Here is a 13164-nt window from a genome sequence, read left to right on the forward strand (position 1 = left end):
GGCGCGGGGCCGTATCGATATGCGGCTCCGCCGCGCGAGCGCACCCAGCCCCCACCGGCCCGCGGTGGACCAAGAACCAGGAGCCCCCAATGTACGAACTCAGAAACGTCACCAAGCTCTACACCCGAGGCAAAGAAGCAGTCCACGCCCTCGACGGAGTTGACCTCGCCATCGCCGACGGGGACCGCCTCGTCATTCAGGGCCCCACCGGCGGCGGCAAGTCCACCCTTCTCCAGATGCTCGGCGGCCTGGACCGCCCGACTTCGGGCGAGGTCGTTCTGGATGGCACGGATCTGGCCAAACTCTCCGAGTCCAAACTGACCCGCGTCCGCAGCGAGAACATCGGCTTCGTCTTCCAGAGTTTCAATCTGATCCCCACCCTGACCGCACAGGAGAACGTCGAAACCGCGCTCGTACCGCTCGGCGCGAAGGTGAAGGAGCGCCGTGAACGGGCCGCCGAGGCGCTGAAGTCGGTGGGTCTGGGAGAGCGCCTGGGACATCTGCCGTCGGAGATGTCCGGCGGTCAGCAGCAGCGCGTAGCCATCGCCCGCGCCCTGGTCAAGCAGCCCAAGGTGCTGCTCGCCGATGAACCCACCGGCAATCTCGACGAGTCGATGCGCGACGAGATCATGGACGTACTGGAGCGTATGTGGAAGGAGCTCGGGCTGACTTTCATCATGGTCACGCACGATTCGTCCATCGCGAAGAAGGCCCCCCGCCTCGCGACCATCCGCAAGGGAAAGATCTCCGTGAAGGAAAACGCGGGCTCGTAAGTCCGGCTCTGTAAGTCCGGTTCGTAACAGTCCGATTCTGTCCGTCTCCTGTCTATTGAGGTCGCTGATCATCCCCCGGCATACTTCGTATACCGGGGGGTGCACGTACGTCTGTGCAGGACCACCCCCGGCCGGGTGAACGGGGAAATTCACCCGGTACATCAGCAAGGGGGAAACTTGCGCAGACAAGTGAAAAGAGCATGCGCGGCCACCGTCGCCACGGCAGCCGCCGTCGCCCTCGCCGCCGGCATGACCAGCCCGGCGTCGGCGAAGCCCGAGCAGCGGACCGAGTCCGCCGCCCAGCTCTCCGCCCACCACCGCATCACCCTCATCACGGGTGACCGGGTCGTCGTGAACGCCAAGGGCCAAGTCGTGGGCCTGGAGCGGGCGAAGGGCCGTCAGCACATACCCGTCCAGGTCCGCAAGGCCGACGGGCACACGCTCGTCGTACCGGCCGACGCGGCCCGGTTGATCGCGACCGGAAAGCTCGACCAGCGCCTCTTCGACATCACCGAGCTCAACAAGTCCGCGACCCGCAAGTCGCAGGCCAAGGGCCTGAAGGTGATCGTCGGCTACAAGGGCGCCGCCACCGGCACCAAGGCCGATGTCCGTGAGTCGGGCGAGCTGCGCCGCAGCCTGAAGTCCCTGAACGCGGACGCGGTGCAGACGCCGTACACCGAGACGCCCGACCTGTGGGACGCCGTCACCAATGGCGACCGGACCGCCTCGGGCATCGCGCACATCTGGCTCGACGGCACCCGCAAGGCCACGCTCGACAAGTCCGTGCCCCAGATCGGCGCCCCGAAGGCCTGGTCGGCGGGGTACGACGGCAAGGGCGTGAAGATTGCCGTGCTGGACACGGGAGTTGACGCCACTCACCCGGACCTCAAGGACCAGGTGATCGCCGCCAAGAACTTCACCCCGGCCGCCACCGCCGAGGACAAGGTCGGCCACGGCACGCATGTCGCGTCCATCGCGGCGGGTACCGGCGCGAAGTCCGGCGGCAAGTACAAGGGCGTGGCGCCCGGCGCCCAGGTCCTGAACGGCAAGGTGCTGGACGACACCGGCTCCGGTGACGACTCCGGCATCCTCGCCGGCATGGAGTGGGCGGCCGAGCAGGGCGCCCAGGTCGTCAACCTCAGCCTCGGCGGCATGGACACCCCCGAGGTGGACCCGCTGGAGGCGGCGGTCAACAAGCTGTCCGAGGAGAAGGGCATGCTGTTCGCCATCGCGGCGGGCAACTCGGGCCCCGAGTCGGTCGGTTCGCCGGGCAGCGCGGACGCCGCGCTCACCGTCGGCGCCGTCGACGACAAGGACAAGCTGGCCGACTTCTCCTCCACCGGCCCGCGCCTGGGCGACGGCGCCATCAAGCCGGACGTCACCGCGCCCGGTGTGGACATCACCGCCGCGTCCGCCAAGGGCAGCCTGATCGAGCAGGAGGTCGGCGAGAAGCCGGCCGGCTACCTGACCATCTCGGGTACGTCGATGGCGACGCCGCATGTCGCGGGCGCCGCCGCGATCCTGAAGCAACAGCACCCGGAGTGGACGTACGCCGAGCTCAAGGGCGCGCTGACCGCGTCCACCAAGGGCGGCAAGTACACGCCGTTCGAGCAGGGTTCGGGCCGGATCCAGGTCGACAAGGCCATCAAGCAGACCGTGATCGCCGACCCGGTGTCGGTGAGCTTCGGGGTGCAGCAGTGGCCGCACACCGACGACACCCCGGTCACCAAGCAGGTGACGTACCGCAACCTCGGTACCGAGGACGTCACGCTGAAGCTGTCGTCGACCGCCACCAACCCCAAGGGCCAGCCGGCCCCAGCGGGCTTCTTCAAGCTGGGCGCCACCACGGTGACCGTCCCGGCGGGCGGCAAGGCCACCGTCGACATGACGGTCAACACCAAGCTGGGCGGCACCCTGGACGGCGCCTACTCGGCGTACGTCACGGCGACGGGCGGCGGGCAGAGCGTCCGTACGGCCGCCGCGGTGCAGCGCGAGGTGGAGTCGTACGACCTCACGGTGAAGGCCATCAACCGTGACGGCACCGCGGCCGAGTACTGGAGCGCCTTCCTGCTGGGCGTCTCGGGTCTCGCCGAGAACCGGTACTTCTTCCCGTACGACGCCGACGGCACCGTCACCGTGCGCGTCCCCAAGGGCCAGTACATCCTCGACTCCAGCATCTCCGTGGACGCCGAGGACCCCGCGAAGGGCATCGACTGGCTGGCCCAGCCCAAGCTGAGCGTCACCAAGAACACGACGGTCACGCTGGACGCCCGTACCGCCAAGCCGGTGGACATCACCGTGCCGGACGCGAACGCCAAGTCGGAGTTCGCGGCACCGGGTTACGACCTCACGGTGGGCGACTCCGGCTACGGATTCGTCTGGTTCCTGGACAGCTACGCCAACTTCCGCACCAAGGGCCTCGGTCCGAAGATCACCGACGGTTCGCTGTCCCAGCAGTGGGACGGCCACTGGAGCAGCGGTGACAAGGCGGAGTACAACACCGTCGCCGGAAGCAAGGTCCAGCAGCTCGCCACCGGTTACACCAAGCACTACAAGGCGAGCGAACTGGCCACGGTGAAGGTCGGCATGGGCGCCTCGTCCAGCGGCAAGAAGGGCTCCGTCAACGCCGTGGGCTGGCTGCCCGGCGTCAGCAGCGCCTCCTCCATCGGCATCCCGCAGCAGCTGCCCAGCACCCGCACGGTGCACGTGTCCACCGGCTCCGGTGTGAAGTGGCAGATGGACTTCGAGCAGATCGGCGGGGTCGACGCGGACGGCTGGCCGATCACCGAGGCGTACTACACGCTCGGCGCCGAGCAGTCCTTCAAGGCGGGCGAGACCTACTCGAAGACGTTCAACACGGCCGTCTTCGGCCCGCACCTGAACGCCGACTTCGGTCTGTTCCGCGAGGGCAACAACATCTTCGGTTACCTGCCGCTGTTCGCGGACGGCAAGTCCCACGCCGGTTCCTCGGAGTTCAGCTCGGTCAACACCACGCTGTACCGCAACGGCACCAAGGTCGGCACCAACGACGACCCGCTGTTCGGTGAGAAGCCGTTCAAGGTCCCGTCCGCCGAGGCCGAGTACAAGCTGACGACCTCGGTGAAGCGGAGCGTCAAGGTCGCGGCCGCCTCCACCCGGATCGACGCGAGCTGGACGTTCAAGTCCAAGAAGCCCACGTCCGACCTGGCCAAGCTGCCCGCCTCCACGGTCCGCTTCAACGCCAAGACCGGCCTGGACAGCCGGGTCGCGGCGGGTCACACGAAGACGATCCCGGTCGTCGTCGAGGGCGCGGCCAAGGGCAGCAACCTGAAGTCGCTCGCGGTGTACGTGTCGTACGACTACGGCCAGACCTGGAAGAAGGTCACCGTCACCAACGGCAAGATCAAGGTGAAGAGCCCGGAGCAGGGCAAGGGCATCTCCTTCCACGCGAAGGTCGCCGACAAGAAGGGCAACAAGTCGACGATCTCGATCTACAACGCGTACTACGGCAAGTAGTCCGTAACCGATAGAAGGAAGCGGCCCCCGGGACTCAGGTCCCGGGGGCCGCTTCTCTTGTGATCGAGGAACGAGCGGCGGATCAGACCGCCGAACCCGCCTTCCAGTCCGCCCAGTTCATGTTCCAGCCGTTGAGGCCGTTGTCCGGGGAGACAGTCTTGTCGCCGGTGTTCTGGACGACCACGACGTCACCGATGATCGAGTTGGTGTAGAACCAGTAGCCCGCGGTGCCCTTGTCGTTGGCGCCCTTGGTGTCGTTCAGACCGACACATCCGTGGCTGGTGTTGACACTGCCGAAGACCGAGTCGGCGCCCCAGTAGTTGCCGTGGATGAAGGTGCCGGAGTTGGTCAGCCGGATGGCGTGCGGCACGTCCTTGATGTCGTACTCGCCCTTGCCGTCGTCGTCGGTGAAGCCCACGGTCGCGCCGTTCATGCGCGTCTCCTTGAACATCTCCGACATCACCATGGTGCCCTCGTACGTCTTGTTCTCGGGCGAACCGGCGGAGATCGGGATGGTCTTGACGACCTTGCCGTCCTGCGTCACCTTCATCTGCTTGGTGTTCGCGTCGACGTAGGAGACCTGGTTGCGGCCGATGGTGAAGGTGACCGTCTTCTGCTGGACGCCGTAGACGCCCTCGGCACCCTCGACGCCGTCGAGGGCCATTTTCAGGGTGACGGTCGAGCCCTCCTGCCAGTAGTCCTCGGGGCGGCAGTCCATGCGGTTGGCGTTGAACCAGTGGCAGGCGACCTCCTGGCCGCTGCTGCTGGAGACGGTGATGCCCTTCTGGACGTCCGCCTTGTTGGTGATCTGCTTGTCGAAGTTGATCGACACCGGCATGCCGACGCCCACCGTGGAGCCGTCCTCGGGGGTGAAGTAGCCGAGGAAGCTGTTCGTCGGGGAGAGCGTGGAGAACGAGGCGTTCTCGTGGGCCTCCAGGCCCTTGGCGTCCTCGGCGGTCGCCGTGATCTTGTAAGTGGTGGACCGCTCCAGCTGGGCGGTCGGCTTCCAGGTCTTCTTGTCCGCGGATATCTCACCCTCGACGGCGGCGCCGTCGGCGGTGGTCATCTTCACCTCGGTGAGCGTGCCCTTGCTCACGGTGACCGCGGTGGAGTTGATGGAGGCGTTGTCGGCGCCGTCCTTCGGCGTGATCTTGATCTGGGCCTCGGAGGTCTTCTGCGCCGCCGCCTCGTCGACCTTGGCCTGCGAGGTGTCGCCGCTCTCGTCCCCGGACGCCTCATCGCCGCCGGAACAGGCCGAGAGCACCAGCACACTGCCGAGCAGTGCGGACGCGACCGTCAGGCCCCTGCGCCGCTTACCGACCGTCATCACACGCTTCTCCATCGTTGCCGAATCCCCAGTACCCCGAGAGTCCCCGTCAAGAACCTTCAACGCTACGACCGGTTCGTCCCGTTCCACATCCCTTGGATGTGTGGGGCACACCACGTCCGCCGAGGCGGGTGGTGCGGATGTCGGTCAGTGCGCAGCGTGAGACGAAGAAACCCCGGCCGGCGGTTGCCGACCGGGGTCACGATTTCCCCAAGCGTGCTCAGCCAACCGTCGCTTCGTCGTCGTCCTCGTCGACATCATCCTCGTCGATGTCCCAGTCCGGCGAATCGGGGTCGTAGTCGATCTGCTCGCTGGACCAGGAGGCCTGCGCGAGGTCCACCCCGGGCACCTCGCTGACCAGGTCGAACGGGTCGACGAGATAGGCCAGCGCCTCCGCGGTGTCTTCCGTCACAGCGCCCTCGGCGTGCGCCCGCTCGTCGCCGGGCATGTCCGCGTCGCCGGCGATCCGCGCCAGGGCGGCCTTGGTCACGGCGTCCGCGTCGTCCACTTCCAGGACGAGTTCCACGCGAAGCCGGACAAATCGTGATGTCTCTTCAGTGCTCATGGTCGGAGCGTACGGCCCGAGCCCGGCTTGAGGCTCCCACGACTTTCCCGCGACCCCCGGCTTTCATTAGCATCGCTCCACACGGCCAATTCGCCAGCGCCACAAGGGGATCGATATTCCGTGTCATCCGCTCGCCGTCCGTTGCTGACCGCCACCGCTGCAGGAACCCTCCTGGGCGCCCTGTGGTTCGTCCCGTCCGCCAACGCGAGCGGGGACGAGCCGGCGAGACAGGTGCCCTCGACGAGTCCGACGACGCAGGTCACCCAGCAGGCGCGGGTCGCCGCCACGTCCGACGCGACCGAGGTCGAACTCGCCGACACCGGAAGCTTCGACACCACGCCCTACGTCGTCGGCGGGACCTTCTCCCTGGCCCTGGGCGCCGGGTTCGTGGTGTATTCGGTACGACGGGAACGTCACGGTTTCTGAACCGACTTGACGATTCTTTAAACAAACATTCATAGTCCGGCTCATGAAGAGATCATCGGGGGCGCGCATAGGCGCCACGGTCGCCATGAGCGCGGTAACGCTCGCCCTCATCACGGGTTGTTCGAGCGACGAGTCCAAGGACTCCACGGACAACGGCAAGGAGGCCTCGGCCTCCCCCACTCAGGCCGCGAAGGCGCTCAGCGCCGCGGACCTGGAGAAGCTGCTGCTCACCACGAGCGACCTCAAGGGCTACAAGGTCGACGCGGGGGACGACACCCTCCCCAAGTCCAAGTCCGAGGTGAAGACGGACAAGGCGGAGTGCGACCCGCTGGCGTGGTCCACGGCGGGCCTGGCCCCGGGCGACACCGAGGCGAGCGCCTCCAACACGGTCGCCGAGGACAAGGCGGCGACCGCGACTGCCTCTCCGGAGGACTTCGAGGACGCGTTCAACCTCAACATGACCTTCGTGGGCCTGTCTTCCTACGACGGCGACGGCGCCGAGAAGACCATGAAGGCGCTGAGTGACGGCGTCGCCGCCTGCTCCGGCGGCTACGGCCTGGCCGCGGACGGCGAGGACTCCAAGGTCACCAAGGTCAGCCCGGCCAAGGCCTCGGGCCAGGGCGACGAGTCCGTGGCGTTCTCCCAGGGCGTCGACATGGACGGCGAGGGCACGGCCAACTTCACCACCGAGGTGGTCCGCAAGGGCAACACCATCGCCACGTTCTACACGGTGAACCTCGCCTCGCTCGGCACCGGCAAGGTCGCCGAGATCCCGGCGGAGGTCGTCACGACGCAGGTCGGCAAGCTGAAGTAAGCAAGCGAGAGCCCCGCCGCGCAGTACCGCGCGGCGGGGCTCCGTGCTGTCCGCCGTGTTCGCTACTGAAGCGGCCCGGTGACGCTCTCCGCGGCCGCGACCAGCCGCCCGTCGCGCACGAAGGCGTCCGCCGCCGCGAGGTCGGGGGCGAGGAACCGGTCCGGCCCCGGCCCCTGCACGCCCGCCTTGCGTACGGCCTCGATGACGGCCTGCGTGGCGGGTGCGGGGGTGAGTCCCTCGCGCAGTTCGACGCCGCGCGTGGCCGCGTACAGCTCCACCGCGATGACCCGCGTGAGGTTGTCCACGGCGGTCCGCAGCTTGCGCGCGGCCGACCAGCCCATGGAGACGTGGTCCTCCTGCATGGCGGAGGACGGGATCGAGTCCGCGGACGCCGGTAGGGCCAGCCGCTTCAGCTCGCTGACCAGAGCGGCCTGCGTGTACTGGGCGATCATCAGCCCGGAGTCGACGCCCGCGTCGTCCGCGAGGAACGGCGGCAGCCCGTGGCTGCGGTTCTTGTCGAGCAGCCGGTCGGTGCGCCGCTCGGCGATGGAGGCGAGGTCGGCGGCGGCGATGGCGAGGAAGTCGAGGACATAGGCGACCGGCGCCCCGTGGAAGTTGCCGTTGGACTCCACACGTCCGTCCGGCAGGACGACGGGGTTGTCGACGGCGGAGGCCAGCTCCCGCTCGGCCACCACGCGCGCGTGCGCCATGGTGTCCCGCCCGGCACCGGCGACCTGCGGGGCGCAGCGCACCGAGTAGGCGTCCTGGACCCGGGGGGCGTCGTCCTGGTGGTGGCCCGTGAGCTGCGAGTCCTTCAGCACGGCGAGCATGTTGGCGGCGGAGGCGCCCTGCCCCGGGTGCGGGCGGATGGCGTGCAGCTCCGGCGCGAGGACCTTGTCGGTGCCGAGGAGCGCCTCGAGCGACAGGGCGGCGGTGATGTCGGCGGACTTGTACAGGGTGTCCAGATCGGCGAGCGCCATGATCAGCATGCCGAGCATGCCGTCGGTGCCGTTGAGGAGGGCCAGGCCCTCCTTCTCGCGCAGTTCGACGGGGGCGATGCCGTGCTCGGCGAGCAGCTCACCGGCGGGGCGTACGGCGCCGTCCGGGCCCTCCGCGTCACCCTCGCCCATGAGCGCGAGGGCGCAGTGGGAGAGCGGGGCCAGGTCGCCGGAGCAGCCGAGGGAGCCGTACTCGTGGACGACCGGGGTGATCCCGGCGTTCAGGACGTCGGCCATGGTCTGGGCGACCTCGGGGCGGACGCCGGTGTGCCCGGAGCAGACGGTCTTCAGGCGCAGGAACATCAGCGCGCGTACGACCTCGCGCTCCACGCGCGGGCCCATTCCAGCGGCGTGCGAGCGCACGATGTTCCGCTGGAGCTGGGCGCGCAGCTCCTGGCTGATGTGCCGGGTCGCCAGGGCGCCGAAACCGGTGGAGACGCCGTAGACGGGCTCGGGCTTGGCCGCCAGCGCGTCCACGATCTCGCGGGCCGCGGCGAGTGCGGCCACGGCCTCCTGACCCAGCTCGACGCGAGCGCCGCCGCGCGCCACGGCGAGAACGTCGGACGCGGTCACCCCGGACGTCCCCACCACCACAGTGTGCATATCCATATTCAGGAGCGTACGCACTGAATTCCAAGATGTCACCAGTGGGGACGGGGTCCGCCCCTTACCGACGCCCGCGGAACCGGCGGCGCTCACCGCCCGAGGGCTCCGCGGCGGGCGTGTCGGCGAGCTGTACGACGGGGTCGTCGGGGCCCTCCCGGCCCGCGACCACCGGTTTGACGGCGCGCATGGCCTTGGCCCGGTACTGGGCGGCGTCCGCGAGCCGGAAGAGGCGGCGGGCGGAACGGACCGGGCCGATCGGATCCTCGGTGGAGGCGACCCCACAGGCCACACCATCCCCCAGCTCCAACTCACCGGCTCGGCGGCACAGTTCATCAGCGGCGCGGACGACGTCGTCGGCGGGCGGGCCGACAGCGACCAGACAGAACTCGTCACCGCCGAGGCGGGCCGCGAGGGCGCCGGGGAGCATGGCGCCGCACAGGGAGAGCACCGAGCCGAAGCGCTCCAGCAGGCGGTCGCCGACGGCGTGCCCGAGGGTGTCGTTGACGCGCTTGAGGCCGTTCAGGTCGCAGACGACGAGGCTGACGACGACGCCGTCCGCGCGGTGCCGCTCGATGGCCTCGTCGAGACGTCCGTCGACGGCCCGGCGGTTGGCGAGCCCGGTGAGCGCGTCGGTGAAGGCCAGCCGCCGGGCCTCCTCCAGCCGTTCCGCCTGGGCGATTCCGGCAGCCACCACAGCGGCGAGGACGGTGGCGAAGTCGGCGTCGGAACGGTCGAAGAGGGGTGCGCCGACAGGCCGGGCGACATACAACTCGCCCCACGCCCGCCCGTTCAGCACGATCGGCGCGACGACACAACACCCACGGCCGCGGCGGCGCAGCGCGGCGACCCGCTGATGCACATATCCCGGGCGCCGCCCGGCGGCAGGCCCTTCCGCGGTCTCCACCCAGGCGTTGGGCTCACCGCCCCCGGCCCAGCGCTCGTGCAGGAACTCGGTGATCTCCGGGAACTGATGAACGGGGTAGGCCTCCGTCTCCGGAAACTCCGCCTCGTCCGGGGCCCGCTCCCCCACGTTCACCAACACCCGCAACCGCCCCAGGTCCCGCTCCCACACGGACAGCGCGGCAAAACTCCCGCCGAGCGCCCGACAGGCCCCCATGGCAGCCGCCCGCCAGGCCTCCCTCGACCCATGAGCCGCAGCCATCCCCTGAGCCAACCCCACAACAGCCGCCAACCGAACGTCCTCTCCCATCACTCCAGGCTAGGGACGTTCACGACAATTAGGGACATTGATACGGCGAACAGGTGTCGCCTCGCGGTCGCGGAGAGGAAGGACCCGCCCAGCGAACCGTCACTCCCCCGGCCACTCCGGCTTGCGCTTCTCGTTGAAGGCCGCCACTCCCTCCGCCCGGTCCCCCGAGAACGCCACCGAGCGCCAGGCCGCGTCCTCGACCTCCAGGCCCGCCCGCAGATCCAGGCCATGCCCAAGACGCAACGCCCGCTTGGCCGCACGCAGCCCCACCGGGGAGTTCCCGGCGATGCGCGCGGCCAGGGCCAGCGCCGCCTCCCGGTCCGTGCCGGGCGCCACCAGGTCGTCCACCAGGCCCAGTTCACGCGCCTCGGCCGCCTCGACGCGCCGCGCGGAGAAGATCAGCTCCGCCGCCCGCGCCGCACCGACCCGCCGAGGCAACAACTGCGTACCGCCGCCGCCCGGGATCACCCCGACCGACACCTCCGGCAGCCCCACCACCGCCGTCTCGTCGGCCACGATCAGATCGCAGGACAGCGCCAGCTCGAACCCGCCCCCGAGCGCGAACCCGTGCACCGCCGCGATCGTCGGCACCGGAAGCTCCAACACCCCCGTGTACGCCCCCCGCGCCACCGGCCGCTGCCGCACCAGATCCGCGTCGCTGAAGGAGTTCCGCTCCTTCAGATCCGCCCCCACACAGAACGCCCGCTCATGCGTGGAGGTCAGCACGACCACCCGCACCCCGCTGTCCGCGCCCAGCGCCGCGCAGGCCGCCCCCACCGACCGCGCCATCTCGGTCGACACGGCGTTCATGGCCTTCGGCCGGTCCAGGGCGAGCTCCGCGACATGCCCACCGTCCCCGTGCCGCCGCACCAGCACGAACTCCCCGTACCGCTCCTCGCTCATGACACCCTCCGGTTAACGCGGGTTAACAACAATCCCCCCGATCATCGCAGCCCGGCTCCCCAGGGGGAAGGCACCCCGTTCGGGTGACATCCCCCGAAACCCCCTTCCCTCGCCCACCAGAGCGCATAACGTGCGTCCGCCACAGCGCACCGGGGGCGTGAGCGCATCGGGAGGTTCGTGATGACGACTACGGAATCGGCCAGAACGGCGACCGCGGACAACACGGCCGCAGATGACACGGATGACACGGTGGCCCCGGACGACAGGGGTGCCGCGGACGACACGGCGGTCACACCCCCGCTCCGTCTCTTCGGCCCCCGCGGCCGGCACCGCCGTCCCCGCCCCCGCAAGATCCTGCTCGCGGCGGGCGGCCTGGCCCTGGCCGCGGGCGCCCTGAGCCTCGTACGACTGACTCCGGAGTCCGGTCTCGGCAGCCTCGGCACGCCGGAAGCGGAACCCTGGACGACCGACGACAGCGGCACCGACCCCGGCACGGGACACTCGACCAACGCCGCCGCGACCGTGGACACCGTCCCCCGGGTCAGCCCGTCCGCGACCTCCGCCATGGGCGGCCTCACGGCGGCACCCACGGAGACCAACGGCCTCGGGCCGACGCCGAGCGGCACCGCCGTACCGCCGCCCCTGAACCGGGACCCGGCCACGACCATCCCCGAGGCGCCGCAGACCACCGCCCCCCAGCCACCCACCACGAGCGCCGCCCCGCAGCCACGGCCCACGACCAGCCCGAACCCGCAGCCGTCGTCAGCGCCGCCGTCGCCTGCGCCGAGCCCCGCCGACCGGCCCGGCGTGTGCCTGCCGATCATCGGCCTGTGCGTGGACCCGCTGACCGCCCGCGATGACTCACCGAGTGAGGCTAGGACGGCTCCCCGTCACGGCGGGTGAGCAGCCAGGGCTCGACCACGCCGAGTCCACGCACCGGCCGCTGCCACATCGGCTGGAGCGCGAAGCGGTACGTCGGCGGCTCCTCGCCCTCCTTCTCCGCGGCCGCGGCGGCCTCGGCCGCCTCCGCCTCGGAGGCCGGCGCCTCGCCGGTACGGATCAGCTCCTCCGCGAAGGCGCTGTCGACGAGGACGGCGTCCCGGGGAGCTATCGAGGTGAGCCGGGAGGCCAGATTCACGGTCGTCCCGAAGACATCGCCCATCCGGGTGGTGACCGTGCCGAACGCGATCCCGACCCGCAGCTCCGGCATGGTCTCGTCGTTCGCCATGGTCTCGATGAGCCGGATGGCGATCTCCGCGGCCACGCCCGCGTCGTCGGCGGAGTAGAGCACCTCGTCGCCGAGCGTCTTGATGAGCCGTCCGCCCCGCGCGGCCACCAGATCGGCGGCCGTGGTCTCGAAGGCCTCGACGAGCTCGCCGAGCTCCTCCTCCTCCATCCGGCGGGTCAGCCGGGTGAACCCGACGAGGTCGGCGAAGCCGACGGCTAGACGGCGGTCCACCATCTCCTCGTCGTCGGCGGCCTGCACGACCCGGCCGGTCGCGGCGGCGAGCTGGCGCCGCCAGACGTAGACCAGGAACTCCTCCAGCTCGGGCAGGAGCAGCTCGACGAGCGGGTAGGTGACCTCGGTCCGCGTCATGCCCGGCTCGGGGGGCTCGGTCAGGCCCTCCAGGAAGGAGTCGATCTGCCACTCGGCCAGCCGGGCGGTGGTCTGCCCGGTGGATCTGGCCACCTGCACGGCCATCGCCTCGCTCAGCAGCCCCGCCTCGACGAGACCGGCCAGGCGCCTGAGCGCCAGTACGTCGGCCTCGGTGAGCGCCTTGGCCTGCCCGATGTCGGCGAAGCCCATGGCCCGCCAGAACCGGGACGCCAGCTCCATGGAGACTCCGGCGCTGCGGGCGGCCTGAAAGGGGGTGTAGCGCCGCTCCGCGCCGAGGATGAGACCTTCGAGACGCAGGGCGAGCGGATCTTCGCCGGGGTCGGCGGCGAGGGGGTCCATGCCGGAACCCGTGTCGTCGACGCTCACGCCTGCTGCCCTTTCCGATCTGCCGCGGTCAGGTATCGACCGGCCCCAACTCTACGGCAGGTG

The 13164-nt window shown here is 69.8% G+C and carries 11 protein-coding genes; 5 read left to right on the forward strand and 6 right to left on the reverse strand.

Annotation, left to right across the window (positions count from 1 at the left end; genetic code table 11):
- Window positions 1–89 precede the first annotated feature (89 nt).
- Together BN159_RS16915 and BN159_RS16920 are read left to right on the forward strand one after the other, a co-directional pair.
- Window positions 90–773 (forward strand): ABC transporter ATP-binding protein, encoded by a 684-nt coding sequence (locus BN159_RS16915; protein ID WP_015658215.1) that lies wholly within the window; start codon window positions 90–92, stop codon window positions 771–773.
- Between the two features lie 189 nt (window positions 774–962).
- Complete coding sequence (locus BN159_RS16920; protein ID WP_041819417.1) at window positions 963–4268, forward strand: S8 family peptidase; 3306 nt, start codon at window positions 963–965, stop codon at window positions 4266–4268.
- A gap of 82 nt (window positions 4269–4350) precedes the next feature.
- Here the strand turns inward: BN159_RS16920 and BN159_RS16925 are convergent, their stop codons facing one another.
- Complete coding sequence (locus BN159_RS16925) at window positions 4351–5610, reverse strand: L,D-transpeptidase (RefSeq protein ID WP_041819419.1); 1260 nt, start codon at window positions 5608–5610, stop codon at window positions 4351–4353.
- A 205-nt stretch (window positions 5611–5815) separates the two neighbouring features.
- On the reverse strand, window positions 5816–6160 hold the full coding sequence (locus BN159_RS16930; protein ID WP_051113512.1) for a hypothetical protein: 345 nt from the start codon (window positions 6158–6160) through the stop codon (window positions 5816–5818).
- A 141-nt stretch (window positions 6161–6301) separates the two neighbouring features.
- Here BN159_RS16930 and BN159_RS16935 point away from each other — a divergent pair, with 141 nt between their 5' ends.
- Both BN159_RS16935 and BN159_RS16940 read left to right on the forward strand, forming a co-directional pair.
- Complete coding sequence (locus BN159_RS16935) at window positions 6302–6586, forward strand: LPXTG cell wall anchor domain-containing protein (protein WP_041819421.1); 285 nt, start codon at window positions 6302–6304, stop codon at window positions 6584–6586.
- A 43-nt stretch (window positions 6587–6629) separates the two neighbouring features.
- Window positions 6630–7400, forward strand: coding sequence for a hypothetical protein (locus BN159_RS16940; RefSeq protein ID WP_015658220.1), 771 nt, complete (start codon window positions 6630–6632; stop codon window positions 7398–7400).
- Window positions 7401–7462: 62 nt separating this feature from the next.
- Here BN159_RS16940 and hutH read toward each other — a convergent pair whose 3' ends face one another.
- The 3 genes from hutH to BN159_RS16955 all read right to left on the reverse strand — a co-directional run bounded on the left by hutH (window position 7463) and on the right by BN159_RS16955 (window position 11117).
- Window positions 7463–9001 (reverse strand): histidine ammonia-lyase, encoded by a 1539-nt coding sequence (gene hutH / locus BN159_RS16945; protein ID WP_041819423.1) that lies wholly within the window; start codon window positions 8999–9001, stop codon window positions 7463–7465.
- Between the two features lie 64 nt (window positions 9002–9065).
- Window positions 9066–10214, reverse strand: coding sequence for a GGDEF domain-containing protein (locus tag BN159_RS16950; RefSeq protein WP_041819425.1), 1149 nt, complete (start codon window positions 10212–10214; stop codon window positions 9066–9068).
- Between the two features lie 99 nt (window positions 10215–10313).
- On the reverse strand, window positions 10314–11117 hold the full coding sequence (locus tag BN159_RS16955) for an enoyl-CoA hydratase/isomerase family protein (protein WP_015658223.1): 804 nt from the start codon (window positions 11115–11117) through the stop codon (window positions 10314–10316).
- 180 nt (window positions 11118–11297) lie between these two features.
- Between BN159_RS16955 and BN159_RS16960 the strand changes: the two genes are divergently transcribed.
- Window positions 11298–12020 (forward strand): hypothetical protein, encoded by a 723-nt coding sequence (locus BN159_RS16960; RefSeq protein ID WP_015658224.1) that lies wholly within the window; start codon window positions 11298–11300, stop codon window positions 12018–12020.
- On the opposite strand, the gene BN159_RS16965 is transcribed toward BN159_RS16960, so the two are convergent.
- Window positions 11992–13101, reverse strand: a complete 1110-nt coding sequence (locus BN159_RS16965) for an adenylate/guanylate cyclase domain-containing protein (protein ID WP_015658225.1) — start codon at window positions 13099–13101, stop codon at window positions 11992–11994. The genes BN159_RS16960 and BN159_RS16965 overlap by 29 nt on opposite strands.
- Between the last annotated feature and the right edge of the window lie 63 nt (window positions 13102–13164).

Origin of the sequence: Streptomyces davaonensis JCM 4913 (assembly GCF_000349325.1) — a bacterium.
GTDB lineage: Bacteria > Actinomycetota > Actinomycetes > Streptomycetales > Streptomycetaceae > Streptomyces > Streptomyces davaonensis.